Here is a 26,412-nt window from a genome sequence, read left to right as displayed (position 1 = left end):
TCAGAAGAGGCGGTGCTCGCTGGAGTCGATGCCGCGCAGCGCGTCGTAGTCGAGGACGACGCAGCGGATCCCGCGGTCCTCGGCGAGGGTGCGCGCCTGGGGCTTGATCGACTGGGCCGCGAAGATGCCGGTGACGGGGCGCAGGGCCGGGTCGCGGTTCATCAGCTCGAGGTAGCGGGTGAGCTGCTCGACGCCGTCGATCTCGCCGCGCCGCTTGATCTCCACGGCCACGTGGCCGCCTGCGGCGTCGCGGCACAGGATGTCGACGGGTCCGATGGCGGTCATGTGCTCGCGCCGGGTGAGCGTCCAGCCCTCGCCGAGAGTGGTGATGTGCTCGGCGAGCAGCTTCTGCAGGTGGGCCTCGACGCCGTCCTTGACGAGCCCGGGGTCGACGCCGAGGGCGTGCGAGCTGTCGTGGTGGACCTCGTGGATCTTCACCCGCAGCCGGTCCTCCGACTTCGCGTGCTGGACCACCCAGACGAGGCGCACCCCTTCGGCCGCCTCGGTCTCGTCCGGCTCGACCTCGGCCATCGCGCACGGCGGCGACATCCAGTTGAGCGGCTTGTAGGAGCCGCCGTCGCTGTGCACGAGGACGGATCCGTCGGCCTTGACGAGGAGCAGCCGGTCGGCCAGGGGCAGGTGCGCCGACAGGCGCCCGTCGTAGTCGACGCTGCAGGTCGCGATCACGAGTCTCACGGCCGACCACCCTACGTGCCGTGACGAAGGCCTCAGGTGGGGACCGTCACGCGGTCAAGGGCTGTCGGCAGGAGCGCCGGGTCCACAACACTTCCGTCATGTCAGCAACTGCCAGCCGCACGATCGCGGACACCCTCGTCTACCCCTACCTCAACCACGCCGTGGCCATGTACGAGGAGGGCTACGCCTCCCGCGAGGACATCGACGCCGGCATGCGCTTCGGCTGCGGTCTGCCGCGCGGCCCGCTCGCCGTCGTCGACGAGCTCGGGCTGGACCGGGTGCGCGACGCGCTCGCCGAGCTCTACGCGCAGACCGGCGACGTGCGTCACCAGCCCCGCCCCGTCCTCGACGCGCTCGTCGCGCAGGGCCGCACCGGTCGCGCGGCCGGCGCGGGCTTCTACACGTACGCCGCCCCCGGCTCCGACGAGGTCGTGCCCGACGAGAGCACCCCGGCACCCGCCGGGTCCGACGAGCACGTGCGCACCGTCGAGACGGTCGGCGTCGTCGGCTCCGGCACGATGGCGACCGGCATCGTCCAGGTCTTCGCCCAGGCCGGGTACCCGGTGACCTACGTCGCCCGGACGCAGGACAAGGTCGACGCGGTGCGCTCCTCGATCTCGCGGGCGCTGGACCGGTCGGTCGAGAAGGGGCGCACGACGCGCGAGGAGGCCGACGCGGTGCTCGGACGCCTCACGGGGGCGACGAGCCGCGACGCGCTCGCCGACGCCGACCTCGTCGTCGAGGCGATCGCCGAGGACATCGACGTCAAGACCGAGCTCTTCATCGACCTCGACCGGGTCTGCCGGGACGGGGCCATCCTCGCGACGACGACCTCATCGTTGCCGGTGGCCGACCTCGCCGCGGTGACGAGCCGCCCGCAGGACGTCGTCGGGATGCACTTCTTCAACCCGGCCCCGGTCATGCGACTCGTCGAGGTCGTGCGCACCGACCAGACCGCGCAGGACGTCCTCGACACCGTGCGCACGCTCTGCGCCCGCACGCGCAAGGTGCCGGTCTCGTGCGCCGACCGCTCGGGCTTCATCGTCAACGCGCTGCTCTTCCCCTACCTCAACGACGCGGTGCGGGCGCTCGAGGAGGGGCACGGCAGCGCCGAGGACATCGACGCCGCCGTCGTGGCCGAGCACGAGTACCCCATGGGCCCCTTCGCGCTGCTCGACGTCGTGGGTCTCGACGTCTCGTTGGCGATCCAGCGCGAGCTGCTCGCGGAGTTCGGCCACCCGGGTCTCGTGCCTGCTCAACGCCTCGTCGAGCACGTCGAGGCGGGCCGGCTGGGCCGCAAGACGGGCTCGGGATTCCTCACCTACGTGAAGTAGCTCGAATCTCTGCGGCTACCCGACACGATGTGCCAATCTGTCAGGTGTGAGGCCGAGGGCGCGAGCTCTCGGCCGCGGTGAGCCCCCACCCCTGGCCCGAGGTCAGCGTCTGGACGAGCCTGCCGACGCGGACCTCCGGGGGGAGGACACGAGGCCCGCACCTGCGACGCAGGTGCGGGCCTCATCCGCGTCCTGACGCATGATGGTCGGGTGCCCAGAGCCAACCGTCGCCGCCGTGAGGAGCCCTTGCCCCTGCCCGGCGCCGTGCACCGCGGCGGGCCGCAGCGGGTCACCTGGCTCGGGCGGGCATGGCTCGTGCGCCCGTTGTCGGGCCACAGCTCGACCCGCGCCTACCGCTGCCCGGAGTGCCACCACGAGATCGCCCCGGGCACCCCGCACGTCGTCGTCTGGCCCGATGACGCCCTCGGCTCGGTCGACGACCGCCGCCACTGGCACACCGTGTGCTGGCGCGCCCGCCGCGGCGGCTGACCACCCCTTCGCCCCCCGGGTCTGCAAAACCCTGCTGGCTGCCTCTCGACGTGCCAGCAGGGTGTCGAGACGCTGCTGGCACGCCGAAGGGCTGCTGGCAGGGTTTCGTACCCCACCGTGGCGAAGGGGGAGGAGGGGGCCTCAGGCGGCGCGGGCGGCGCGCAGGAGCTCTTCGCTGACCTCCCACAGCCGGGCGGCGACCTCGGGGTCGAGGGCGTGGGGGAGCACCCCGCTCAGCCCCTGGAGCTCCTCGACGACCTCGGCCTCCTGGCAGTCCTCGAAGTAGCGCCCCCCGACGCCGTCGAGCAGCGGGGAGGTCGCGACGAAGACCGAGGTGGCCGCGCCCTGCTCGGTGGTCTTCGTCCGGAAGGCCCCGGCTGCCTCGGCCTGCGCCGCCTGCTCCCGCGCCGCGGCCAGCCGCTCGGGCGACCAGTGGCGCTGCAGCGGGGTCCAGATCCCGCCGGGCATGAGCGCGTTGGCGGTGATGCCCTCGTGCGCCCACCGGCGCGTGGCCTCGACGGCGAAGAGGACGTTGGCGGTCTTGGACTGCCCGTAGGCCAGCCCCGGGTCGTACGGCCGCCGCTCGAAGAAGAGGTCGTCGAGCACGACGGGCGAGGCGGCGTGGCCGCTGGAGGAGACGACGACGACCCGGGCCTGGCCGACCTCGGCGGCCCCGGCCGCGAGCGCGTCGTGCAGACCGGTGGCGAGGGCGAGGTGGCCGAGGTGGTTCGTGCCGAGCTGGAGCTCGAAGCCCTGCGCCGTCGTGCCCTGCGGGGTGTCCATGACCCCGGCGTTGGCGACGAGCAGGTGCAGCGGCCCCGACCAGGCGGCCACGAGCGCGTCGACGCTCGCGATATCGGCAAGGTCGAGCGGTACGACCGAGGGCGCGGGGCGGCCGCTGCTCTCGGCGATGTCGGCGGCGACCCGCTCCCCGGCCTCCACGTCGCGCACGGCGAGCGTCACCTGCGCCCCGGCATGGGCGAGAGCGCGTGCGGTCTCGACACCGATGCCGGACGCGGCGCCGGTGACGACCGCCCGCCGCCCGGTGAGGTCGACGTCGGCGACGACCTCGAGCGCGGTGGAGCGGTCGTCGAAGGGGCTGCGGATGCGCGTCATGGCGTCACGCTAGCCGCGGCGGTCGTGCCGGGACGCCGACGCGAAGGGGGGCGCACCCGCCCGGGTGCACCCCCCTTCGCCCTCGGTCCGGTCAGACCCGGTCGCCCCGCTCAGACGTCCCGGAAGGCGTTGATCTGGCTCTCGAAGCGAGCCCGCTTCTCCGGGTTGCTCACGCCGAGACCGGCCTCCGGGGCGAGCGTGAGGACGCCGACCTTGCCCTGGTGGAGGTTGTGGTGCACGTCGAGGGCGGCCTGGCCGACCTGCTCGAGCGGGTAGGTCTTCGACAGCGTCGGGTGGATGAGACCGCGGTTGATGAGCTCGTTGGCCTCCCACGACTCGCGGTAGTTCGCGAAGTGGCTGGAGATGATGCTCTTGAGGTTCATCCACAGGTAGCGGTTGTCGTACTCGTGCATGTAGCCCGACGTCGACGCGCAGGTGACGATCTTGCCGCCCTTGCGCGCGACGTAGACGCTCGCGCCGAAGGTCTCGCGGCCCGGGTGCTCGAAGACGACGTCGACGTCGTGCCCGCCGGTGAGCTCGCGGATCTTCTTGCCCAGGCGCTGCCACTCCTTCGGGTCCTGCGTCGTGCCGGCCTCGTCCCAGAAGCGGTAGCCCTCGGCCCGCCGGTCGATGATGAGCTCGGCGCCCATGCGGCGGCAGATCTCGGCCTTGTCGGGCGAGGAGACGACGCAGATCGGCTCGGCGCCGGCGGCCAGCGCCATCTGGGTGGCGTAGGAGCCCAGACCGCCCGAGGCGCCCCAGATGAGCACGCGGTCGCCGAGCTTGAGGGCGGCGCCGTTCTTGGAGATCAGCTGGCGGTAGGCGGTGGAGTTCACCAGGCCGGGGGCCGCCGCCTCCTCCCACGTGAGGTGGTCCGGCTTGGGCATGAGCTGGTTGGCCTTGACGATCGCCAGCTCGGCGAGCCCGCCGAAGTTGGTCTCGAAGCCCCAGATCCGCTGCTGCGGGTCCATCATCGTGTCGTCGTGGCCCTCGGGGTCCTCGAGCTCGACGGACAGGCAGTGCGCGACGACCTCCTGACCCGTGCGCCAGCGGCTCACGTGGCTCCCGGTGCGCAGGACGACGCCGGCGAGGTCAGAGCCGACGACGTGGTGGTCGCGGTCGTGCCGCTTCGACCACTCGTTGAGCCGGCCGTAGCGCTCGAGGAAGCCGAAGGTCGACACCGGCTCGAAGATCGAGGTCCACACGGTGTTGTAGTTGATCGCGCTCGCCATGACGGCGACGAGCGCCTCGTCCGGGGCGAGCTCGGGGATCTCGACCTCGTCGATGTGCAGCGACTTGCGGGGGTCCTTGTCGCGGCTGTCGAGCCCGGCGAACATCTCGACCTCGGACTTGCGCACGGTCGCGCCCCGGTAGGTCGTCGGTACCGCGAGACCCGCGTAGGTCTCCTCGCTGCGGTCGCCGGTCAGGATCGCGTCGCGGATCGCGTCGATCGACATGTGTGCTCCTCGGCCTCTCGGTCGGTCGGGGTGGACGGCGCCCGGCGGGCGCCTGGTGGTCAAGGTAGCCAGCGAAGAGGGAGCCACGGCGGCGGTGAGAGACCGGTCACGCGGTGACCTGGCTCTCACCGTCGTGCCGTGAGAGGCAGTGCCGTCGGCGCTGCCCGGCGGTGCTGCCCCGGGGGCGTCTACGGTGCTGGGACCGCCACCCCCTTCGAGGAGCCGACATGCCCGACACCCCCGACCCGACCCCGCGCCGCACCGCCCTGGTGACCGGCGCCTCGCGCGGCATCGGGCGCGCCGTCGCCGTCGCGCTGGCCGGTCGCGGCGACCGGGTCGCCGTGCACTTCGGCTCCGACCGGTCTGCCGGGCAGGAGACGATCGAGATGCTCGCGGGGGAGGGGCACGTCCTCGTCGGGGGCGACCTCACCGACGACGCCGTCGCCCAGCGGGTCGTGGGCGAGGCGGTCGACGCGCTCGGGCACCTCGACGTGCTCGTCAACAACGCCGCGGTCGCCCCGAGCGCCGCGAGCCACCACCGGGTCGACGACGTCGACTTCGAGACGTGGCAGCGCGCGTGGCGGGCGATGGTCGACGTCGACCTCCTCGCACCGGCGGCGGTCACCTATCTCGTCGCCCGCTCGATGATCGCGACCGGGACCGCGGGGGCGGTCGTCACCATCGGGTCGCGCGGGGCCTACCGCGGCGAGCCCGACCACCCGGCGTACGGGGCGGCGAAGGCGGGTCTGCACGCCATGGGGCAGTCGCTCGCCCTCGCGCTCGCCCCCCACGGCATCAGCGTGGCGACGGTGGCCCCGGGCTTCGTCGCCACCGAGCGCCAGGACGAGACGCTCGCCGGACCGCGGGGCGACGCGGTCCGTGCTCAGAGCCCCTTCGGCCGGGTGGCGACCCCGCTGGAGGTCGCCGAGGCGGTCCTCTACCTCACCTCGCCCCAGGCGCAGTGGGCCTCGGGCGCGGTGCTCGACCTCAACGGGGCGTCCCACCTGCGCCCCTGAGGCCCGGCCGCCGACGACGTGCCGGTGACGGCACTCCCTTCGCACCACGCCCGTGACATCGGGCCGCGACCGGGGAACCCCCGCGCCCCCGGGTCATTGCCCGGGTGCGCGAGGGTTTCCCGGGGCCGGGCTGGCAAGCCGGCGCCGGTGTCTCGTCAGTGAGGGGTGGCGGCGGGCTCGACGAGCTCGACGAGGATGCCGCGGGCGTCCTTGGGGTGGATGAAGTTGACCCGGCTGTCGCTCGTGCCCCGCTTCGGGGTGTCGTAGAGCAGGCGCAGGCCACGCTCGCGCAGGGTCGCGCACACGGCGTCGATGTCCTCGACCCGGTAGGCGAGCTGCTGGATCCCCTGGCCGTTGCGGTCGAGGAACTTCGCGATCGTCGAGGTCTCGTCGAGCGGCGCGAGGAGCTGGATGCACGAGCCGGAGGCGCCGACGCGCATCATCGCCTCGCGCACGCCCTGCTCCTCGTTGACCTCCTCGTGGGCCAGCTCCATGCCGTAGGTGTCCCGGTAGAAGGCGATGGCGTCGTCGAGGTCGGGCACCGCGACACCGACGTGGTCGATGTGGGTGAAGAGGTCGCCGTGCGGCTGGGGGCTGGTGCTGGGCGTCATGGGCGGAGCATAGGAGCGCCGGCGCGGGGCTGTCTGTGACCTGCCACCCAGCGGCCGCGACGCCGTCGGCGGGCGTGGCTAGAGTGCCTGGCAGTCGACGTCGACGTCGGCGACCCCACGAACCCCTCTGGAGGGCCTGGCATGTCTGACCGTCCCGTCTCCGTCATCGTCGCGGGAGCTCGCACCCCGATGGGCCGCATGAGCGGCTCGCTCAAGGGCTTCTCCGGCTCCGACCTCGGGGGCTTCGCGATCGCGGGCGCGCTCGAGCGCTCGGGCGTCTCGCCGCAGGACGTCGACTACGTGATCATGGGCCAGGTGCTCACCGCCGGCGAGGGCCAGATCCCCGCACGGCAGGCGGCCGTCAAGGCCGGCATCCCCATGACCGTGCCGGCGCTCACCGTCAACAAGGTCTGCCTGTCCGGCATCGACGCCATCGCGCTCGCCGACCAGCTCATCCGCGCCGGTGAGTTCGACGTCGTCGTCGCCGGCGGCCAGGAGTCGATGACCAACGCCCCGCACCTGCTGCCCAAGTCGCGCGACGGCATCAAGTACGGCGACGCGACCCTGCAGGACTCCATGGCCTACGACGGCCTCTACGACGTCCTCACCGGCCAGGCGATGGGCTCGCTCACCGAGACCGGCAACAGCTCGGGCGAGCAGCTCTCCCGCGAGGAACAGGACGCCTTCGCCGCGCGCAGCCACCAGGCCGCCGCGAAGGCGTGGGCCGAGGGCCGGCTCGCCGAGGAGGTCGTGCCGGTCGAGGTGCCCCAGCGCAAGGGCGACCCGGTCGTCTTCGCCCAGGACGAGGGCATCCGCGCCGACACCACCACCGAGAGCCTGGGCCGGCTGCGTCCCGCCTTCGCCAAGGACGGCACGATCACCGCCGGCTCGGCCTCGCAGATCTCCGACGGGGCCTGCGCGGTCGTCGTCATGAGCAAGGCGAAGGCGGAGGAGCTGGGTCTGGACTACCTCGCCGAGATCGGGGCGCACGGCGTCGTCGCCGGCCCCGACTCGAGCCTGCAGGCGCAGCCCGCGAACGCCATCGAGGCGGCCTGCGCGAAGGAGGGCATCAGCCCCGCCGACCTCCAGCTCGTCGAGATCAACGAGGCCTTCGCCGCCGTCGGCATCGCGTCGACGAGGCATCTGGGCATCGACCCCGAGATCGTCAACGTCAACGGCGGCGCGATCGCGATGGGGCACCCGCTCGGCATGTCCGGCGCCCGCGTCGTGCTGACCCTCGCCCACGAGCTCAAGCGCCGCGGCGGCGGTGTCGGTGCGGCTGCTCTGTGCGGTGGCGGCGGCCAGGGCGACGCGCTCGTCCTGCGGGTGCCCAGCGCCTGATCGTGCCCCGACCCGTCGACGTCCCCTCTCTCGTCGCGTCGGCGAGGGAGGGGACCGCGCGTGCCGTCGCGCGGCTCATCTCTCTCGTCGAGGACGAGCACCCGGCACTGCCCGAGATCGTCGCGGCGCTCGCGCCGCACGTCGGGGGAGCCCATGTCGTCGGGCTCACCGGTGCGCCCGGGGTCGGCAAGTCGACGACGACGAGCGCTCTCGTCTCGGTCCTGCGGGCGGCGGGGCGCCGGGTGGCGGTGCTCGCCGTCGACCCCAGCTCGCCCTTCTCCGGGGGAGCCCTGCTCGGCGACCGCATCCGGATGAGCGAGCACGCGGGTGACGACGGCGTCTTCATCCGCTCCATGGCCAGCCGCGGCCACCTCGGGGGTCTGTCGGCGACGGCCCCCTCGGCGATCCGCGTGCTCGACGCCGCCGGCTTCGACGTCGTCCTCCTCGAGACCGTCGGCGTCGGCCAGTCGGAGGTCGAGGTCGCCCGGCTCGCCGACACCTCGGTCGTCGTCCTCGCCCCGGGCATGGGCGACGGGATCCAGGCGGCCAAGGCCGGCATCCTCGAGATCGGCGAGGTCTTCGTCGTCAACAAGTCCGACCGGTCAGGCGCCGACGACACCGTGCGCGACCTGCGTCGGATGGTCAGCCTCGGCGACCGCACCGAGCCGCACCTGTGGCGTCCGCCGGTCGTGCGGGCCGTCGCCCTCGACGGCGCGGGCATGGGCGAGATCGTCGAGGCGGTCGACGCCCACCTCGCGTGGTCGCGCGAGCACGGCGGGCTCGAGGCGCGCCGTCGGCGGCGCACGGTCGACGAGATCGAGGCGCTCGCCCTCGCGGGGCTGCGTCGCCGCTTCGCCGGCGACGCCGGTGAGGACCGGCTCGACACGCTTGCCCAGGAGGTCCTCGACGGCGGGCTCGACCCCTTCGCCGCCGCGGACCGCCTGCTCGAGCAGGCGGGGCTCAGCTCGTCGAGATCGTGAGCCCGTCGTAGTCGGTGCCCTCGGGCACCGTCGACAGGCAGCTCGCCGTCGCCGACTCGCCGGGCTGGACCGAGCTCGTCGTGCACAGCGCGTCCTCGACCTCGGTGCCGCCCTTCGTGAAGTTGACGTAGAAGAAGTAGGTCTGCGCGGTCGACGTCGTGTTGGTGACCTCGATGCCCGAGGGCTCGAGGCCGAGCGCGTTGGACGTGATCTCCCAGCCCGAGGCGATGCTGCCGTCCGAGATCGTCACGGCCTGCCCCTCGGTCACCGGGGTGCCCGCGCTGCCGCTCGAGGACGAGGAGCTGTAGCTCTCGATCGCTCGGTCGGCCTGGTAGGCGGCGAAGCCGAAGAAGCCGAGCACGCCGCAGCAGCACAGGAGGACGACGGCACCGATCCCGCCGAGGACCCACCACAGGGTGTTGTCCTTCTTCGGGGCCCCGTAGGGCGACGGTGCGGCGCCCGGGTACCCGGGCTGCTGGTAGGACATGGTGCTCCCCTTGCTCGTGATGCTGACGGGGACAATCTAGGCCCCCGGCCCGGGGCCTGCGCGGGTGCCACGACGGGGCGGGGAAGGGGACGTGGGGCCACCGACGGCGCCGACCCACCTATCGTGGGGTCGGTGAGCGTCAAGACCACCGAGCCCGGACCGGGCCTCGTCGCCGGGCGGTACCGCACCGAGCGGCCCGTCGGGCGCGGCGGGATGGGCGTCGTGTGGCTGGCCCGCGACGAGCGGCTCGGCCGGCACGTGGCGATCAAGCAGCTCGGCGCCTTCCCCGGCGAGACCGACGACCGCACGAGCCGCGCGATGCGCGAGGCGAGGCACGCGGCCGCGCTCAACCACCCCAACGTCGTCGCCGTCTACGACGTCGTCCAGCACGACGGCGCCCCGTGGCTCGTCATGGAGTACGTCGACGGGCCGACCCTCGCCCAGGCGGTGCGCGCCCGGGGGCCGCTGCGACCGCGAGGCGCGGCCGATCTCGGCGCCCAGCTCGCCGCCGCCCTCGTCGCCGCGCACGCGGCGGGCGTCGTGCACCGCGACATCAAGCCCGCGAACGTCCTCATCGGCGACCGGCGCCCCAAGCTCGCCGACTTCGGCACCGCCCGGGCCGGCGCCGACGACCAGCTGACGAGCACCGGCATGGTGACGGGCACGCCGACGTACATGGCCCCCGAGGTGGCCGACGGGCACGAGCCGAGCGAGGCGAGCGACCTGTGGGCCCTCGGCGCGACGATCTACTTCGCCGTGGAGGGGCACGACGCGTACCGCTCGCAGGGCAACCCGCTGGCGACCCTGCGTCACATCGCGACCAACCCGCCCGAGCCGGCGACCTCTGCGGGGCCCCTGGCCCCCGTGCTCGAACGGCTCCTCGACCGCGACCCCGCGAGGCGGGGGAGCGCGGCGCAGGCCCGGGCCGACCTCCAGCGCGTCGCCGAGGGTCAGGGCGTCCCGGCGTCCTCGGCGCCCACGGCCGCGATGCGGCCGGTGGCTCCCCCTTCGCCGCCGTCGACCTCGACCCCGCCCTCCCGGGCGTCCGCGCCGCCCACCCGCTCTCACCTGCGCCAGGCGCGGCCGGCGCCGGTCCCGCCGCACCGCGGCGCGCACCGCTCGCCGCGGCGCCGGTGGGTGCCCTGGCTCGCCGTGGGTGGCGTCCTGCTCCTCCTCGCCGCCGGTCTGGCCCTCCTCGCGGGCCGCGACGACGGGGCCGGCGGGCTCCGCGACGGCGCGGGGGCGGCGTCGAGCTCGGTCGGCGGCGGGAGCACCGCGCAGCCCGCGGGCGACGCCCCGGCCTTCCCCGAGGACGAGGTGCGCACCTTCGTCACCGACCACTACTCCCGGCTGTCCTCGGACCCCCGTGCCACCTGGCGCTCGCTCACGCCGCAGATGCAGCAGGCCGCGGGCGGCGAGGCGGCCTACGTCGAGCTGTGGTCCGGCTTCTCCTCGACGAGCGCCTCGCAGGTCGAGGTCGACGAGGGCACCGGAGAGGTGAGCTTCACCCTCACCCGCGAGCACGACGGGACCCAGACGATGAGCGGTCAGAGCATCACGCTCGTGCGCGAGGACGGGGCCCTGAAGATCGACTCCGCCGGCTGACTGCCGGCTGAGAATCTCTTTACGATTTTGTGACCTTCGGCGATCTTTGCCACCCTGGATGGTCAGGCCGTCCCTCCGGCGGCCGTCGTCGAGCTGAAGGAAGCACATCGTGCACCGACCTATCACCCGTGCCCTAGGGACCGCCGTCGCGGTGCTCGGGCTCGTCTGCGCGCTCGTCGGCGGGTGGTTCGTGACCCAGCTCGGGACGTCCGGGACGGCCACCTTCACGGCCGCCCCCGGCGACTCGACGCTCGTCCTGCCGCCCGACGTGCTCAACCGCACGGACTCCGACGTCACCGTCCGCGCGACCGCCGACGGCGACGCCCCCGTGTGGATGGGCCTGGCCCGTCCCTCGGACGTCGACTCGGTGATGCAGGACGCGAAGGCCGCCCGCGCGCAGGGCGTCTCCGTCACGGGCTGGGAGCTCGAGACGACGACGAGCGGCTCCGGCAGCGCCGACCCGCAGACCTACGACCTGTGGCAGGGCGAGACCCGCGGCACGGGACAGGCCCAGCTGACGGTCACCCAGGACGCCGCGCCCCAGACGCTCGTCGTCACGGCGGGCGAGGACGCCCAGCTGAGCGAGGTGTCGATGACCGTCACCGACAGCGGCTGGTCCACCCGTGCGATCGTCCTGCTCGTCGTCGGCCTCGTGCTGCTCGTCGGGGGCGTCTACCTCGCCCTCCGCGGCGGGCGTGGCCCGCGCGCCGGCGGCCCGGTCGAGGACGGCCCCCAGAACGCCGAGACCGACGGGGCCGTCGAGACCGACGAGACGCAGGTGCTCGGCACGGCCGACGCGACGGCCACCCCTGACACGACCGACGAGACCGGGACGCCCGCACAGCCGGCAGACCCGACGACGAAGGAGACCCGATGACCCCCCGCCGCACCCGTCTGGCCGCCCTGGCCCTGGCCACCCCGCTCGCGCTGGGCGGCTGCTCCTCGCTCGCCGGCCTGCACGACGCCCCCGCCGAGGACACCCAGGGCCAGTCGATCTCCGACTCCGCCGGCGCGCAGGTCACCCAGCGGGTGCTCGGCGAGGTCGGCGTCGCGCTCGACGCCGAGGGCAAGGGCAGCGCGAAGGACCGCAAGACCGTGCTCACCGGCCCGGCCCTCGAGGCGGCCGACGCGAAGGTCGACGTCGAGCAGGTCGAGGGAGAGGGCGCGGCCCTGGCCCCCTCCGCCGAGCCGACCGTCATCGCCGTGAGCAAGGGGACGTCCTGGCCGCGCACGATCCTCGCGACCTCCCAGCAGGACGAGGAGCAGCACCTCCACGTGCTCGTCGCCGACAGCCCGCGCTCGCAGTACCGCCTCTACGCCTCGGTGCCGATGGCGGCGGGGGCTACCGTGCCCGCGCTCGCCGAGAGCGACGGCGCGGTCGAGGTGCCGACGAAGGTCGGCACGAACGACCTCCAGCCCGTCGCCCGGTGGGCGAAGGCCGTGTCCTACCCCGCGCCGAAGAGCGACCCGAAGGGCGTCGCCGTCGACGACCCCTTCTCGAGCGCGCTGCGCACGAACGCCGCGAAGCAGGCCAAGCGGCTCGGCGACCTCGCGAGCTACAAGGTCTCGCACCAGCCCTCCTCGGACGGGATGGTCTTCCCGCTCGCCGACGGCGGAACGCTGACGATCACGACGCTCACCCGCACGGACACCATCTCTGCCGGCGAGGACGCCAAGGAGCTCACCCTGCCCGACGAGCTCACCGACCTCGTCGGCGAGGACACCGTCGGTGACCGGCTGAGCGTGCAGCACCTCGAGACGGTGGCCGTCGTCGCGCCGAAGGGGGGCGACGTCACTGTCGTCGGCGCCTCCGAGCAGCTCTCCTCGGCCAAGGGATCCTGACCCCGGGGCCGTCTGCGAAGATCGGGGCATGACCGAACCGCACTCCTCGCTCCGCGGCGCCGTCGACCTCGGCGCCCTTGGCCAGCCCGCTCCCGCCCCTGCTGCAGGGGGTGGCGCCGGACCGACCGGGGCGGGTGGCGCGGGCGGTGCGGCCGCCGGGGGCGACCCCTTCGCCTCGCCGGTCGTCGTCGTCGGTGACGACGCGAGCTTCAACCAGCTCGTCCAGCGCTCGGTCAGCGTGCCCGCGCTCGCCGTCCTGTGGTCCTCGCAGAGCCCGCAGAGCCGCGCCGCGCTCGACGTCGTCGTGCCGGCCGCCGAGCGGCTGCAGGGTCGGGTGCAGGTCGTGAGCATCGACCTCGCCACCAACCCCGGCATCCTCCAGGCGCTGCGCCCGCCGCAGATGCCGATCACCATCGGGCTGCTCCAGGGCCAGGCGATCCCGCTCTTCCCGGACGTGCCGAGCGCGGAGGACCTCGACCGGGTGCTCGCCGAGTTCCTCCAGCTGGCCGTCAAGCAGGGCGTCACCGGTCGTGTCGAGGTCGGTGACCTCGTGGCCGAGCAGGTCGAGGAGGAGCTCTCGCCGCTGCACGTCGAGGCGTACGACGCCGTCGAGCGCGGTGACCTCGCGGCGGCGGCGGCAGCCTTCGAGCAGGCGCTGACTCAGAACCCGTCCGACGAGGACGCGCGCCTCGGCCTGGCTCAGGTCTCGCTCATGGCCCGCACCCAGGGCGTCGACCTCCAGCAGGCCCGCGAGGCCGCGGCCGCCGACCCCACCGACGTCGACGCGGCGATCATGGTCGCCGACCTGGACGTCCTCGGCGGGCACGTCGAGGACGCCTTCGCCCGCCTCGTCGACGTCGTGCGCGCGACGCAGGAGGACGAGCGCGCGCGCGCCAAGGCCCACCTGCTCGACCTCTTCGAGGTCGTCGGCGCCCAGGACGAGCGCGTCCGCCGCGGCCGCACCGCCCTCATGAGCGCCCTCTTCTGAGCGGCCTGCTCACTGTCCCGCCCAGGGCGGGAAGGTTCGACCTCGGGAAGGAACATTTCCTTCCCAACGTCACATGTTCCCGCCCTGGGCGGGAAAGTTGGGACTGCGGCCGTGACCTCGCCTTGACATCACCGTGACCTCTCCGTGACCATTGACGACGGCCGGCGCGGCCTGGATCCCCCTTCGCGGGTGGGTCGTGGGGGCGCCGTGCGCACAGCCCTCGGGTGATCCCGGGGGCTGCGTCGCGGTCCGGCCCGGCCGTGTCCCCGTGAGAAACGACCCCCTGTGCGCCATCTCAGCAAGACCTCCGCCATGCTCGCCGCCGTCGCCCTGGCTGCCACCGGCACCGCCGTGAGCGAGGTGCTCGCCCCCTCGAGCGCCTCCGCCAGCGACATCACGACCTCGCGCTCGAACATCTGGCAGTCCTACGTGCTCGCCAACAGCCGTGTCGGCGACACCCCGTACCGCTACGGCGGCACCTCGCTGTGGACGGGCGCGGACTGCTCCGGCTTCACCCAGACGGTCTACGACAAGCGCTCCGGGGCCAACCTGCCCCGCACCGCCGAGCAGCAGCGCCGCTCCGTGCGCGCGATCTCGAAGCGCTGGGCCCGCCCCGGTGACCTCGTCTTCTTCGGCGCCCCGGCGTACCACATGGGCATCTACGCGGGGAACGGCTACGTCGTCGACGCCTCCCGCTCCGGCTCCACGGTCAAGAAGCGCAAGATCTGGACCTCCGACGTGCGCTACGGCACGCTCCGCGCCTCCTGAGCGCACCCCGCCCACGACGAAGGGGGTGACCCGGCACCTGGCCGGGTCACCCCCTTCGTCATGCTCTCGGCGGGCCGCTCAGGCGCCGCCGACGCCGCCGATCGGCGGGTCCGGGGCCGGGCGGGGCGCCGGGGCGGCCGCCGGAGCCGGCGCAGCAGCGGTCTCGACGGAGCTCGCGACGGCCTCCTCGTCCTCGGCGTCCGAGGACGCGGCGACCGGGCGGAGGTAGATCGCGCTGAGCCGTGAGATGCGCACCTCGACCGAGCAGGGCTGGCCCTGCCACGGGTGCTCCTGCGCGGTGAGGACGACCCCGCCCTGGCTCGGCGAGCTGTGCTCGTCGAAGCCGGCGGTGTCGAGGACGACCTCCCAGTCGCCGCCGCGCGGCAGGCCGAGCCGGACGACCTCGCGGTCGGCGCCGCCGAAGTTCACCGCGACGGCGAGGACGTCACCGGTGCGGTCCCGCTCGCCGAAGCGCAGGAAGGACAGCGTGTTGCCGCCGTTGTCGTCGGCGTCCAGCCACTCGAAGCCTGCCGGCTCGGTGTCGAGCGCCCACATCGCGGTGCCGGCCGTGTACGTGGCGTTGAGCTCCTTGACGAGGTTGTGCACCCGGTAGTGCGACGCGTGGTCGAGCAGGTGCCACTCGAGCGAGCGTCCGTCGGCCCACTCGCTCGTCTGCGCGAACTCGATGCCCATGAAGAGCAGCTGCTTGCCGGGGTGGGCCCACATGTAGGCGAGGAAGGCGCGCAGCGTCGCGAGCTGGTCGTAGTCGCTGCCGGGGATCTTGCGGGGCAGCGAGCCCTTGCCGTGGACGACCTCGTCGTGGCTGATCGGCAGCAGGTAGCTCTCCGCGTACGTGTACATCATCGCGAAGGTCAGCAGGTTGTGGTGGTACTGCCGGTTGACCGGCTCCTCGCCGAGGTAGCGCAGCGAGTCGTTCATCCACCCCATGTTCCACTTGAGGCCGAAGCCGAGACCGCCCTGGTCGGTGGAGCGGGTGACGCCCGGCCAGGCCGTCGACTCCTCGGCGATGGTGATGACGCCGGGGACCCGCTTGTAGGCCGTCGCGTTGGCCTCCTGGAGCAGCCCGATCGCCTCGAGGTTCTCGCGGCCGCCGTGGGCGTTGGGCACCCACTCGCCGTCCTTGCGGCTGTAGTCGAGGTAGAGCATCGAGGCGACGCCGTCGACGCGCAGCCCGTCGACGTGGAACTCCTCGAGCCAGTACAGCGCGTTGGCGACGAGGAAGTTGCGCACCTCGAGCCGGCCGAAGTCGAAGACGTAGCTGCCCCAGTCCGGCTGCCAGCCCTTGCGCGGGTCGGGGTGCTCGTAGAGCGGCAGGCCGTCGAAGCGCACGAGCGCCCACTCGTCGGTGGCGAAGTGCCCCGGGACCCAGTCGAGGATGACCCCGATGCCGGCCTGGTGCAGCGCGTCGACGAGGTAGCGGAAGTCGTCGGGGGAGCCGAAGCGCGAGTTGGGCGCGTAGTAGCTCGTCACGTGGTAGCCCCACGACGGCGGGTACGGGTGGTCCATGACGGGCAGCAGCTCGACGTGGGTGAAGCCGAGATCGGCGACGTAGTTGACGAGGTGCTCGGCCAGCTCGCGATAGCTGAGCCCCTGGCGCCACGAGCCGAGGTGCACCTCGTAGATGCTCATCGGCCCGGTGTGCGGGTTGCGCTCGGCCCGCTGCGTCAACCACTCCTCGTCCTGCCACGTGTACGTGCTCTCGGTGACCACCGAGCTCGTCGCCGGGGCGACCTCGGCCAGCCGGGCCATCGGGTCGGCCTTGTGGCGCAGGACGTCGTCGGCGCCACGGATCGCGAACTTGTAGAGGTCGCCCGGGGCCATGCCCGGCACGAAGAGCTCCCACACGCCCGAGCTGCCGAGCGCGCGCATCGGGTGCGCCGTCTCGTTCCAGCCGTTGACGTCGCCGACGAGGCTGACCGCCTTGGCCCGCGGCGCCCACACGGCGAAGCTCACCCCTTCGACCTCGCCGAGCGGCCCGGAGTAGCGGCGCACGTGCGCGCCGAGGACGGTCCACAGCTCCTCGTGGCGGCCCTCGCCGACGAGGTGGAGGTCGAGGTCGCCGAGCGTCGGCGCGAAGCGGTACGGGTCGTCCTGCTCGACCTCGTGACCGCCCCACGTCGTGAGCACGCGGTAGTCCATCGTGCGCTCGGCGTCGGCGCGCGTGCCGGCGAAGATGCCGTGGTCCTCGTGCTCGAGGTCGATCTCGACGCCGTCCTCGAAGCGGACCCGCACGCGCTCGGCGAGGGGGCGCAGGACGCGGACCTGCAGGCCCTCGTCGAGCAGGTGCTGGCCGAGCACGTCGTGGGGCTGGCTGTGCCGCCCGTGCGCGAGCGCCCACAGGGCGCCGGGCAGGGCGGACTCGGGGATCGGGGTCACACGTCCTCCTGGAGGAGTCGGGTCACGGCTCGCACGGGGATCGCAAGCCAGGTCGGTCGGTTGCGCGCCTCGTAGACGACCTCGTAGAGGGCCTTGTCGAGGGTGAGCGCGGTGAGGACGGCGGCGTCGTCGCGGGCGTCGTGCCCGGCCTCGGCGTAGCCCTCGAGGAAGGCGCGGGAGGTCTCGGCCACCCAGGCCGCCGCTTCGGCGTCGGGCAGCCCGCTGGAGGCGCCCGCGTAGTCGATCGAGCGCAGCATGCCCGCGACGTCGCGAAGGGGGGCGTCGAGGGCGTTGCGCTCGGCGAGGGGGCGCAGCGGCTCGCCCTCGAAGTCGATGACGACCCACCCGCGGTCGGGCACGTGGAGCACCTGGCCGAGGTGGTAGTCGCCATGGATGCGCTGCATCGCCGGCCAGCGAGCGGCCCGGGCCCGGGTGAAGACGTCGCGGAAGGCCGGCTCGTGCTCGGCGAGGGCCGGCACCTCGCCGAGGGCGAGGGAGGCCCGGCGGCGCATGCCGGAGACCTGCGCGGCGACGAGATCGTCGTCGGCCGGCCGGGTCGGCAGCACCCGGGCGAGGGTGTGGTGGATGTCGGCCGTGACGACCCCGAGGGCGCGGGCCTCTTCGGCGAAGGGGGTGCCCGAGCTCGCCCGCTCGAGCGCCACCCGCCACGCGTCCCGGCTGCCGCGCAGGTACTCCTGGGCGACGGCGAGGTGGCCGAGGTGGGTCTGCCCGTCGGCGTCCCGCCACGCGCCGGCGACGTGGCCGACGGTCGCGGGGACGTACGGGCAGTTCGCCGCGCCGAGCGCGCCCTGGAGGGTGACGTCGGGGTTGTCGCCGGGGGAGAGGGTGCGGAAGATCTTGACGATGACCGGCTCGGCGCCGGTCTCGACGACGACCGAGGTGTTCGACTGCTCGCCGCGCAGGACCGAGCTGGTCACGACCTCGGGATCGCTCGTCCACGCCGGGTGCGGCGCCCCGGCGACGTCGGGCCTCGGGGTGTCGGAGACCGAGCCCTCCTGCGCCTGGGCCCGGCCCCGCACGAGGGCGAGCAGCTGGGAGACGTAGACCGGGTCGTGGGGGGCGTCGTAGACCCACCGGTGCCCGAGGACGGGGTGGTCGAGCTCGCCGACGAGGGCGTCGTCGGCCCCCGGCAGCGGGGCGCCGCGGTAGGTGAGGGGCACCTGGTAGGTGACGCCCGGCCCGCCGTCGGCGCCGGAGAGGTCCTCGTAGACGAGGGTCTCGATGCCGACCTCGCCGGCCGGGTCGTCGAGGCGCCACGAGTCGAGCCGGCGCAGCCGGGGGGTGCGCCCCTTCGCCTGGTACCAGCGCTGGGCGCCGACCCAGGCGAGGACGAGGTCGTCCTTGCCGGGGGTGAGGGTGACGTCGTGGACGGTGGCCATCAGCGCCCCCGCACCGCGAGGACGTGGACCGGCTCGCCGTCGGCGCCCAGGCGCACGAAGGCGTCCTGGCCCCACTCCCACACCGCGCCGGTCACGAGGTCCTCGACCTCGAAGCGCTCCCAGCCCTCCATGCCGAGCGCGCCCATGTCGAGGCGCACCGTGGACTCGCGGGTGCTGTGCGGGTCGAGGTTGGCCACGACGAGCACCGTGTCGGTGCTCCCGTCGGGCAGGGCCCGCGACTTGCTGAAGGCGAGGAAGTTCTCGTCGTCGACGTGGTGGCGGCGGTAGTTGCGCAGCAGCCGCAGCGACGGGTGGTCGCGCCGGATCCGGTTGAGCATCGTCAGCCACCCGGCGAGCGACTGCCCCTCGCGCGGTCCGCCGGGCTCGTAGTCCGACCAGCGCCGGTCCTTGTACTGGTACTTCTCGTTGTCGATCTGCTCCTCGGCGCCGGGGCGCGCGACGTGCTCCATGAGCTCGTAGCCGGCGTAGATGCCCCACGTCGGCACGAGGGTCGCGGCGAGCGCCGCGCGGACCTTCCACGCCGCCGGGCCGCCGAACTGCATGTACGGCGTGAGGATGTCGTGGGTCGTCGGCCAGAAGCTCGGGCGCATGTACGCCGCGGACTCGCCGGAGAGCTCGGTGAGGTACTCGTCGAGCTCGTAGGCGCTGTTGCGCCACGCGTAGTACGTGTAGCTCTGCTGGAAGCCGACCTTGGCGAGGGTGTGCATCATCGCCGGCTTGGTGAAGGCCTCGGAGAGCCAGATGATCTCCGGGTGGTCCTGGGCGACGTCGGCGATGAGCCACTGCCAGAACTCGACGGCCTTCGTGTGCGGGTTGTCGACGCGGAAGAGGGTGACGCCGTGGTCGACCCACACCTGGATGACCCGGCGCACCTCGGCGTAGATGCCCGCCGGGTCGTTGTCGAAGTTCACCGGGTAGATGTCCTGGTACTTCTTCGGCGGGTTCTCCGCGTAGGCGATGGTGCCGTCGGCGCGCGTCGTGAACCACTCGGGGTGCTCGGTGACCCACGGGTGGTCCGGCGAGCACTGCAGGGCGATGTCGAGGGCGACCTCGAGCCCCACCTCGCGGGCTCGGGCGACGAAGGCGTCGAAGTCCTCGAAGGTGCCCAGGTCGGGGTGGATCGCGTCGTGCCCTCCGTCGGGGGAGCCGATGGCGTAGGGCGAGCCCGGGTCCTCCGGACCGGCGTCGAGGGTGTTGTTCGGGCCCTTGCGCGCCGTCGTGCCGATGGGGTGGATCGGGGTGAGGTAGACGACGTCGAAGCCCATGCCCGCGATCGCCGGCAGCCGCTCGGCGGCGGTGCGCAGGGTCCCCGAGACCCAGCGCCCGGTCTCCTCGTCGAGGTAGGCGCCCTCGCTGCGGGGGAAGATCTCGTACCAGCCACCGGCGAGGGCGAGCTCGCGCTCGACGAGCAGGGGCAGGTCGTCGCTGGCGGTCACGAGCTCACGTAGGGGGAGCGTCACCTCGAGCTCGGTGCGCAGCTCGGGCGTCGACGCGGCGTGGAGCCGGGCACGCGGGCTGTGGTCGCCGGGGGCGGTGAGCGCCTCGAGGGCGTCGCGGACGAGCTGGCGACCGCCGGGGGAGCGGCCCGGCACGTCGAGGGCGCGCTCGAGGACGAGGACGCCCTCGGCGAGCATGAGCTCCTCGTCGACGCCGGCGTCGATCTTCACCGTCGCGTCGTGCAGCCACGTGCCCCAGGGGTCGGACCAGCCCTCGACCCGATAGCTCCACCAGCCGGGGCGGTCGGCGCTCACCTCGCGCAGCCAGTGGCTCAGGCCCGGGTTGACGCACGTCATCGGCAGCACGCTCTCGGCGCCGTCGGGGTCGGTGAGCACGACGCTCGCCGCGACGGCGTCGTGGCCCTCGCGGAAGACGGTCGCAGTGACGTCGAAGGGTTCGTCGACGACCGACTTCGCGGGTCGGTCGCCGTGGTCGACGCACGGGCGCACGTCGAGCACGGGGATGCGCCCGAGCGGCACCTGGGGCGCCTGGCTGCGTGGCACGCGCAGGCGCGAGGTCGTGGCGGGCGTGGGGTCGGGTGCGGCGTCGGTCCTCACCGTCGCGACGCTACCGGCCCGGTGGGAGCACGGACGAGGGAAGGGGCAGGTGCATCGCCGTGACCTGCAAGGTCACGTCATCGTTTGCAAGAACCTGGCGAAGGGGGAGCCCGTGCGCTTACCCTTGGGGTGTGAAGGCCATCCGTCGTTTCAGCGTCCGTACCGTCCTGCCCGAGCCGATCGCCGCCCTGGGCGAGATCGCGACCAACTTGCGGTGGAGCTGGTACAGCCCGGCCCGCGAGCTGTTCGCGAGCATCGACCCCGCGCGCTGGGACAGCGTGCGCCGCGACCCGGTCCGGCTGCTCTCCGCCCTCAGCCCGGCCGAGCTCCGCGCGCTCGCCGAGGACCCCGCCTTCGTCCAGCGGGTCCAGGAGGCCAAGGCCGACCTCGACCGCTACCTCGGGTCGCGCCAGTGGTACCAGGAGTACGCCGAGCGCACCGAGGGCGCGCCGAGCGCCATCGCCTACTTCAGCCCGGAGTACGGCATCACCGAGGTGCTGCCGCAGTACTCCGGTGGTCTGGGCATCCTCGCCGGCGACCACCTCAAGGCCGCGAGCGACCTCGGCGTGCCGATCGTCGGCGTCGGGCTCTTCTACAAGACCGGCTACTTCAAGCAGTCCCTCAACGCCGACGGCTGGCAGCGCGAGGACTACCCCGTGCTCGACCCGCAGGGCCTGCCGCTCTCGCTCCTGCGCGAGGACGACGGCACCCCCGTGACGATCACCCTGGCGATGCCGCACGGCCGCGAGCTGCACGCCCACGTGTGGCGCGCCCAGGTCGGCCGCGTGCCCCTCCTCCTGCTCGACAGCGACGTCCAGGGCAACGACGACGCGATGCGCCAGGTGACCAACCGGCTCTACGGCGGCGGCGGCGAGCAGCGCCTGCAGCAGGAGATGCTCCTGGGCATCGGCGGCGTCCGCGCCCTGCGCGCCTGGTCGCGGCTCACCGGCGCCCCCGCGCCCGAGGTCTTCCACACGAACGAGGGCCACGCCGGCTTCCTCGGCGTCGAGCGGATCAGCGAGCTCACCCAGCAGGGCTCGATGACCTTCGACGAGGCGATGGAGGCGACGAAGTCCGGCACGGTCTTCACCACGCACACCCCCGTCCCCGCGGGCATCGACCGCTTCGACGCCTCGCTCGTCGAGCTCTACCTCGGTGGCGAGCAGGCCCTGCCGGGCGTGCCGACCGAGCGTCTCCTCGAGCTGGGCGCCGAGACCTACGAGGGCGGCAGCCGCGGCGTCTTCAACATGGCAGTCATGGGCCTGCGCATGGCCGAGCGCGCCAACGGCGTCTCGCAGCTGCACGGCGTCGTCTCTCGCGAGATGTTCGACGGGCTGTGGCCGGGCTTCGACGACGTCGAGGTGCCGATCACCTCGATCACCAACGGCGTCCACGCGCCGACCTGGGTCGACGACCGGGTCTTCGACCTCGCCCGCGAGCACATCGGCGGCGCCGACCTCGAGACGGGCGACCGCTGGTCCGAGATCGGCGCGATCCCCGGTGACCGCGTCTGGGCGACGAAGCGCGAGATGCGCCAGCAGCTCGTCGACGAGGCCCGCCGCCGGCTGCGCTCGAGCTGGCTCAAGCGCGGCGCGAGCGAGGCCGAGCTCGGGTGGACCACCTCGGTGCTCGACCCCGACGTGCTGACGATCGGCTTCGCCCGACGCGTGCCGACGTACAAGCGCCTCACGCTCATGCTGCGCGACCCGCAGCGGCTCAAGGCCCTGCTCACCCACCCCGAGCGCCCGATCCAGCTCGTCATCGCCGGCAAGTCCCACCCCGCCGACGAGACGGGCAAGCAGCTCATCCAGCAGATGGTCCGCTTCGCCGACGACCCCGAGGTCCGCGACCGCATCGTCTTCCTGCCCAACTACGACATCGCGATGGCCAAGGACCTCTACCCGGGCTGCGACGTCTGGCTCAACAACCCGCTGCGCCCCTTCGAGGCCTGCGGCACGTCGGGCATGAAGGCCGCGCTCAACGGCGGTCTCAACCTATCGATCCTCGACGGCTGGTGGGACGAGTGGTTCGACGGCGAGAACGGCTGGGCGATCCCGACGGCCGACGGCGTCGAGGACCCCGACCGTCGTGACGACATCGAGGCCGCCGCGCTCTATGACCTCGTCGAGAAGCACGTCGCCCCGATCTTCTACGACCGCGACGAGCAGGGCCTGCCCGTGCGCTGGCTGGAGATGCTGCGCCACACGCTGAGCACCCTCGGCCCGAAGGTCCTCGCCACCCGCATGGTCCGCGACTACACCGAGCGGCTCTACACGCCGACGGCTCGTGGCAACGCCGCCGTGAGCGCCGACGGCCATGCCGGCGCGCGTGACCTCGCCGCCTACAAGGGCAAGGTGCGCGGTGCCTGGCCGAAGCTGAGCGTCGACCACGTCGAGGCCAGCGGCCTGTCCGACGACCCGCAGGTCGGCGAGACCCTCCACGTCGACGCCTACGTCTCGCTCGACGGGCTCGACCCGCAGGACGTCGACGTCCAGGTCGTCACCGGCACCGCGGCCATCGCCACGGACGACATCTCGGACTGGACCGCGAGCTCGTTGTCCTTCGTCGAGCGCTACGACAACGGCACGGCGAAGTACGCCGGGTCGGTCGCCATCGAGACCACCGGCCAGTTCGGCTACACCGTGCGCGTGCTGCCCACGCACGAGCACATGGCCTTCCAGTCCTCGATGGGTCTCGTGACCAACGCCTGACCCCCCCCCTCGCCGAGGTATGGCAGATCGGCCCCGGATCCGCGGATCCGGGGCCGATCGCCATACCTCGGCGGTGGTCCGGGGCGGCATCATCGGGTCATGGACCCCGCACGCAGCGCTGCCGCCCTCGAGCACGAGATGGCCCGGATCGAGGCGCTCCTGCGCGACGCGTCTGCGCACGACTGGAGCCGGTCGCTGACGACCTGCCCGCGGTGGGAGCTCGCCGACCTCGTCGGGCACCTCGGCGGCGTGCACCGCTGGGTCGTCGGCGCGGTCCGCGAGGGCCACGGGCGCACGGAGAGCACGCCACCGCCGGCGGAGGGGCTGGCCGGGTGGTTCGACGAGGGCGCCCGCGAGCTGCGCGAGACGATCGCCGGCGACCCGGCGAGACCTGCGTGGACCTTCGAGCGGGGTGACCGCACCGTCGGCTTCTGGCAGCGGCGGCAGGTGCACGAGCACACCGTGCACCGGGTCGACGTCGAGCTCGCGCTCGTCGGCGAGACGAGCCCGGTCCCCGTCGACGTGGCCGCGGACGGCGTGGCCGAGGTCGTCGAGGTCTTCGTGCCCCGGAGGCTGGCGAAGGGGTGGCTCGACCCGATCCCCGCGGCGGTCCGGCTCGTCGCCACCGACGCCCCGGTCGAGGTCGTCATCGGCGACGGCGACCCGGTCGCCCAGGTGAGCGCCCCCGCCGCCGACCTCTACCTCGCGCTGTGGCAGCGCGTCTCCCTCGACGACGAGCGCACGACGTACGCGGGCGACGAGGTCGTCGCCCGCGAGGTGCTGAGGATGCCCCTCACGCCGTAGCGAGGGCATGGGCGGTGGTCCTCGGTGGTCTCGAGGCTCGCTGGCGCTCGCACCTCGACCAGCAAAGGGCGCTGGCGCTCGCGCCTCACCAGCGACGGGTCAGGCGGGGGTGGCGACGTAGAGGCGGATGCTCGCGGCGGTGACGTCCACCCCTTCGCCCGCGGGCACGTGCACCCGCTCGCCCGCGTCGGGGCGCTCCCAGGCCGAGTCCCACCACAGCTCGAAGCCCGACACGCCCGGCGGGGCGGGCAGGACGACGCGGCCGTCGTGCCCGGCGCCGTGCAGCACGACGAGCGCGGACCGGTGCCCGAGCGGAGCGCCGTCGAGGTGCATCTGGAGGACCCGGCGCGAGGACTCGCCCCACTGGTGGGTCATCGCCGACCCGTGCTCGTCGTACCAGCCGACGTCGCTCGCCCCGTGGTCGTCGAGCGGGCTCCCCGTGTAGTGGCGGCGATGCCGCAGGGTCGCCAGCTCGTGACGCCAGCCGCTGAGGGCGCGGGTCGTCGCGAGCAGGTCCTCCTGCTCCGCCCCGAGCTCCCAGTCCAGCCACGTGAGCGGCCTGTCCTGGCAGTACGGGTTGTTGTTGCCCTGCGTCGTGCGGCCGATCTCGTCGCCCGCGGCGATCATCGGCACCCCGGTCGACAGCAGGAGGGTGGCCAGAAGGTTGCGCCGCGAGCGCCGGCGCAGCGCGAGCACCTCGGGGTCGTCGGTCGACCCCTCGACCCCGTGGTTCCACGACCGGTTGTGGTCGCTGCCGTCGCGCCCGTCCTCGCCGTTGGCCTCGTTGTGCTTGACGTCGTACGCGGTGAGGTCGGCGAGGGTGAAGCCGTCGTGCGCGGTGACGAAGCCGATCGAGCTCGCCGGGCCGCGCTCGCCGCTGCCGAAGAGGTCGCGCGAGCCGGCGAGCCGGGTCGCGATCTCGCGCACCCCGTGGGTGCTCGAGCCCTGGCGCGCGCCGCGCGCGACCGCGAGGTCGGAGAGCCAGAACTCCCGAGCCGCGTCGCGGTACCGGTCGTTCCACTCCGAGAGCGGCGGGGGCATCTGCCCCGTGCGCCACCCGTGCGGCCCGACGTCCCACGGCTCAGCGATGAGGTGCACGCCGCTGAGCACCGGGTCGGTTCGCAGCGCGGTGAGGAAGGGGTGGCCCGGGTCGTAGTCGTCGTGGGTGCCGCGGGCGAGCGCGACGGCGAGGTCGAAGCGGAAGCCGTCGACCCCGCACTGCGTCACCCAGTAGCGAAGGGAGTCGAGCACCATCCGCTGCGTCGTCGCGTCGCGCAGGTCGAGGGTGTTGCCGCACCCCGTGACGTCGACGTCACGGCCGCGCTCGTCGAGCCGGTAGGACGTGCGCCCGGCGAGACCCCGCCAGGACAGCGTCGCGCCCTGCACCGACTGCTCCGCCGTGTGGTTGTAGACGACGTCGAGGATGACCTCGATGCCCGCGGCGTGGAGCATCTTCACCATGCCCTTGAGCTCGTCGAGCGCGCCCTGCGGGTCCGTGGTCGACGCGTACGGCAGGTGCGGCGCGAAGAAGCCCAGGGTGTTGTAGCCCCAGTGGTTGACCAGCCCCCGGGCGAGCACCTCGGGCTCGGAGACGAAGTGGTGCACCGGCAGCAGCTCGACCGCCGTGACGCCGAGCGAGAGCAGGTGCTCGACGCACGCGGGGTGCGCCATGCCGGCGTAGGTGCCGCGGAGGTGCTCGGGCACCCCGGGCATCGTGGCGGTCATCTCGCGCACGTGCACCTCGTAGACGACGCTGTCGGCGAGCTCGCGACGTGGTCGGGGGTGCTCGCCCCAGTCGAAGCGCTCGTCGACGACGACCCCGAGCGGGGCGACGCCCGCGGAGTCGAGATCGCTGCGGACGGCGATGTCGGCGCGGCCGTCATCGCCGACGACATGGCCGAAGAGCGCGGGCGGGTAGGCGTCGAGCACCCGGTCGACCATCCGCGCGTAGGGGTCGAGCAGCACCTTCGCCGGGTTGTGCCGGTGGCCCGCCTCCGGCTCCCACGGCCCGTCCACCCGGTACCCGTAGCGCTCGCCGGCGCCCACCCCGTCGACCCGGCCGGACCACCAGCCGCGCCGCCGCTGGACGAGCCGCACCTGACGCTCCTGCGCGGGGTCTCCGCTGGGCCCGAAGAGGCACAGCGTCACCGCCGTGGCGAAGGGGGCGTGCACCGCCACCTCGAGCCCGCCGGCGACGAGGTGAGCCCCCGGCACCGGGGCGTGGTCGAGCGGGGTGGCGTCTCGACGCGGGGCTGCTGCCGCGACGTCGTCGAGGCGGGTGTGCGGCGGCATGGT

21 protein-coding genes are annotated in these 26,412 nt (G+C 73.3%); 12 read left to right on the top strand and 9 right to left on the bottom strand.

The features are described 5' to 3' along the window. Positions 1-696, bottom strand: coding sequence for an endonuclease NucS (gene nucS / locus ABIB53_RS02540; protein WP_068277795.1), 696 nt, complete (start codon positions 694-696; stop codon positions 1-3). 98 nt (positions 697-794) lie between these two features. On the opposite strand from nucS, the gene ABIB53_RS02535 reads away from it, so the two are divergent. Together ABIB53_RS02535 and ABIB53_RS02530 are read left to right on the top strand one after the other, a co-directional pair. Next, positions 795-2,030, top strand: a complete 1,236-nt coding sequence (locus ABIB53_RS02535) for a 3-hydroxyacyl-CoA dehydrogenase family protein (protein WP_354587001.1) — start codon at positions 795-797, stop codon at positions 2,028-2,030. A 210-nt stretch (positions 2,031-2,240) separates the two neighbouring features. Beyond that, complete coding sequence (locus ABIB53_RS02530; protein ID WP_191682363.1) at positions 2,241-2,519, top strand: Rv1322 family protein; 279 nt, start codon at positions 2,241-2,243, stop codon at positions 2,517-2,519. 141 nt (positions 2,520-2,660) lie between these two features. Here ABIB53_RS02530 and ABIB53_RS02525 read toward each other — a convergent pair whose 3' ends face one another. Continuing rightward, on the bottom strand, positions 2,661-3,635 hold the full coding sequence (locus ABIB53_RS02525) for an SDR family NAD(P)-dependent oxidoreductase (RefSeq protein ID WP_354587000.1): 975 nt from the start codon (positions 3,633-3,635) through the stop codon (positions 2,661-2,663). A gap of 110 nt (positions 3,636-3,745) precedes the next feature. Then, positions 3,746-5,086: a crotonyl-CoA carboxylase/reductase gene (gene ccrA / locus ABIB53_RS02520; RefSeq protein WP_083969113.1), complete on the bottom strand. Its 1,341-nt coding sequence runs from the start codon at positions 5,084-5,086 to the stop codon at positions 3,746-3,748. Between the two features lie 233 nt (positions 5,087-5,319). Between ccrA and ABIB53_RS02515 the strand changes: the two genes are divergently transcribed. After that, positions 5,320-6,108, top strand: a complete 789-nt coding sequence (locus ABIB53_RS02515) for an SDR family NAD(P)-dependent oxidoreductase (protein ID WP_354586999.1) — start codon at positions 5,320-5,322, stop codon at positions 6,106-6,108. Between the two features lie 155 nt (positions 6,109-6,263). Here ABIB53_RS02515 and mce read toward each other — a convergent pair whose 3' ends face one another. Further along, positions 6,264-6,719: a methylmalonyl-CoA epimerase gene (gene mce / locus ABIB53_RS02510; protein WP_068277777.1), complete on the bottom strand. Its 456-nt coding sequence runs from the start codon at positions 6,717-6,719 to the stop codon at positions 6,264-6,266. A gap of 141 nt (positions 6,720-6,860) precedes the next feature. On the opposite strand from mce, the gene ABIB53_RS02505 reads away from it, so the two are divergent. Both ABIB53_RS02505 and meaB read left to right on the top strand, forming a co-directional pair. Further along, the gene (locus ABIB53_RS02505) at positions 6,861-8,060 is read left to right on the top strand and encodes an acetyl-CoA C-acetyltransferase (protein WP_354586998.1); all 1,200 of its coding nucleotides are present in this window, start codon (positions 6,861-6,863) and stop codon (positions 8,058-8,060) included. 2 nt (positions 8,061-8,062) lie between these two features. Continuing rightward, positions 8,063-9,040, top strand: a complete 978-nt coding sequence (meaB, locus tag ABIB53_RS02500; RefSeq protein ID WP_354586997.1) for a methylmalonyl Co-A mutase-associated GTPase MeaB — start codon at positions 8,063-8,065, stop codon at positions 9,038-9,040. Here meaB and ABIB53_RS02495 read toward each other — a convergent pair. Further along, entirely contained in the window at positions 9,021-9,527 is a 507-nt protein-coding gene (locus ABIB53_RS02495; protein ID WP_354586996.1) for a hypothetical protein, read from the bottom strand. The two genes, meaB and ABIB53_RS02495, sit on opposite strands and share 20 nt — an antisense overlap. Before the next feature lie 132 nt (positions 9,528-9,659). Between ABIB53_RS02495 and ABIB53_RS02490 the strand changes: the two genes are divergently transcribed. From ABIB53_RS02490 to ABIB53_RS02470, 5 genes are all read left to right on the top strand, one after another. Further along, entirely contained in the window at positions 9,660-11,132 is a 1,473-nt protein-coding gene (locus tag ABIB53_RS02490; RefSeq protein WP_354586994.1) for a serine/threonine-protein kinase, read from the top strand. Positions 11,133-11,241: 109 nt separating this feature from the next. Continuing rightward, the gene (locus tag ABIB53_RS02485) at positions 11,242-12,009 is read left to right on the top strand and encodes a hypothetical protein (RefSeq protein ID WP_354586993.1); all 768 of its coding nucleotides are present in this window, start codon (positions 11,242-11,244) and stop codon (positions 12,007-12,009) included. Beyond that, positions 12,006-12,974 carry a hypothetical protein gene (locus ABIB53_RS02480; RefSeq protein WP_354586992.1) on the top strand — a complete coding sequence of 323 codons (969 nt, stop codon included), beginning with the start codon at positions 12,006-12,008 and terminating at the stop codon, positions 12,972-12,974. Before ABIB53_RS02485 ends, ABIB53_RS02480 begins: the two co-directional genes overlap by 4 nt. 28 nt (positions 12,975-13,002) lie before the next feature. After that, positions 13,003-13,962 (top strand): tetratricopeptide repeat protein, encoded by a 960-nt coding sequence (locus ABIB53_RS02475; protein ID WP_354586991.1) that lies wholly within the window; start codon positions 13,003-13,005, stop codon positions 13,960-13,962. A gap of 285 nt (positions 13,963-14,247) precedes the next feature. After that, complete coding sequence (locus tag ABIB53_RS02470) at positions 14,248-14,730, top strand: C40 family peptidase (protein WP_354586990.1); 483 nt, start codon at positions 14,248-14,250, stop codon at positions 14,728-14,730. A 78-nt stretch (positions 14,731-14,808) separates the two neighbouring features. Here ABIB53_RS02470 and glgB read toward each other — a convergent pair whose 3' ends face one another. From glgB to ABIB53_RS02455, 3 genes are read right to left on the bottom strand one after another with little or no spacing between them, the layout of a single operon-like run. Continuing rightward, positions 14,809-17,127, bottom strand: coding sequence for a 1,4-alpha-glucan branching protein GlgB (gene glgB / locus ABIB53_RS02465; protein WP_354586989.1), 2,319 nt, complete (start codon positions 17,125-17,127; stop codon positions 14,809-14,811). Beyond that, on the bottom strand, positions 17,124-18,527 hold the full coding sequence (locus tag ABIB53_RS02460) for a maltokinase N-terminal cap-like domain-containing protein (protein ID WP_354586988.1): 1,404 nt from the start codon (positions 18,525-18,527) through the stop codon (positions 17,124-17,126). The genes glgB and ABIB53_RS02460 overlap by 4 nt, the downstream gene beginning before the upstream one ends. Continuing rightward, complete coding sequence (locus ABIB53_RS02455; RefSeq protein ID WP_502914616.1) at positions 18,527-20,602, bottom strand: alpha-1,4-glucan--maltose-1-phosphate maltosyltransferase; 2,076 nt, start codon at positions 20,600-20,602, stop codon at positions 18,527-18,529. Before ABIB53_RS02455 ends, ABIB53_RS02460 begins: the two co-directional genes overlap by 1 nt. Before the next feature lie 131 nt (positions 20,603-20,733). Here ABIB53_RS02455 and glgP point away from each other — a divergent pair, with 131 nt between their 5' ends. Both glgP and ABIB53_RS02445 read left to right on the top strand, forming a co-directional pair. After that, on the top strand, positions 20,734-23,313 hold the full coding sequence (glgP, locus tag ABIB53_RS02450; protein WP_354586986.1) for an alpha-glucan family phosphorylase: 2,580 nt from the start codon (positions 20,734-20,736) through the stop codon (positions 23,311-23,313). A gap of 99 nt (positions 23,314-23,412) precedes the next feature. Beyond that, complete coding sequence (locus ABIB53_RS02445; protein WP_354586985.1) at positions 23,413-24,117, top strand: maleylpyruvate isomerase family mycothiol-dependent enzyme; 705 nt, start codon at positions 23,413-23,415, stop codon at positions 24,115-24,117. Positions 24,118-24,216: 99 nt separating this feature from the next. Here ABIB53_RS02445 and glgX read toward each other — a convergent pair whose 3' ends face one another. Continuing rightward, on the bottom strand, positions 24,217-26,409 hold the full coding sequence (gene glgX / locus ABIB53_RS02440) for a glycogen debranching protein GlgX (protein ID WP_354586984.1): 2,193 nt from the start codon (positions 26,407-26,409) through the stop codon (positions 24,217-24,219). Between the last annotated feature and the right edge of the window lie 3 nt (positions 26,410-26,412).

Origin of the sequence: Janibacter sp. UYMM211, from assembly GCF_040547045.1 — a bacterium.
Lineage (GTDB): Bacteria > Actinomycetota > Actinomycetes > Actinomycetales > Dermatophilaceae > Marihabitans > Marihabitans melonis.
Note: the sequence above shows the minus strand (reverse complement) of the source record. Positions and strands in the feature narration are given on the sequence as shown.

Coding starts and splice junctions, on each gene's coding strand:
- ABIB53_RS02535 (WP_354587001.1), top strand. CDS start 795: ATGTCAGCAACTGCCAGCCGCACGATCGCGGACACCCTCGTCTACCCC.
- ABIB53_RS02525 (WP_354587000.1), bottom strand. CDS start 3,635: ATGACGCGCATCCGCAGCCCCTTCGACGACCGCTCCACCGCGCTCGAG.
- ABIB53_RS02515 (WP_354586999.1), top strand. CDS start 5,320: ATGCCCGACACCCCCGACCCGACCCCGCGCCGCACCGCCCTGGTGACC.
- mce (WP_068277777.1), bottom strand. CDS start 6,719: ATGACGCCCAGCACCAGCCCCCAGCCGCACGGCGACCTCTTCACCCAC.
- ABIB53_RS02505 (WP_354586998.1), top strand. CDS start 6,861: ATGTCTGACCGTCCCGTCTCCGTCATCGTCGCGGGAGCTCGCACCCCG.
- ABIB53_RS02495 (WP_354586996.1), bottom strand. CDS start 9,527: ATGTCCTACCAGCAGCCCGGGTACCCGGGCGCCGCACCGTCGCCCTAC.
- ABIB53_RS02480 (WP_354586992.1), top strand. CDS start 12,006: ATGACCCCCCGCCGCACCCGTCTGGCCGCCCTGGCCCTGGCCACCCCG.
- ABIB53_RS02475 (WP_354586991.1), top strand. CDS start 13,003: ATGACCGAACCGCACTCCTCGCTCCGCGGCGCCGTCGACCTCGGCGCC.
- ABIB53_RS02460 (WP_354586988.1), bottom strand. CDS start 18,527: ATGGCCACCGTCCACGACGTCACCCTCACCCCCGGCAAGGACGACCTC.
- ABIB53_RS02445 (WP_354586985.1), top strand. CDS start 23,413: ATGGACCCCGCACGCAGCGCTGCCGCCCTCGAGCACGAGATGGCCCGG.
- glgX (WP_354586984.1), bottom strand. CDS start 26,409: ATGCCGCCGCACACCCGCCTCGACGACGTCGCGGCAGCAGCCCCGCGT.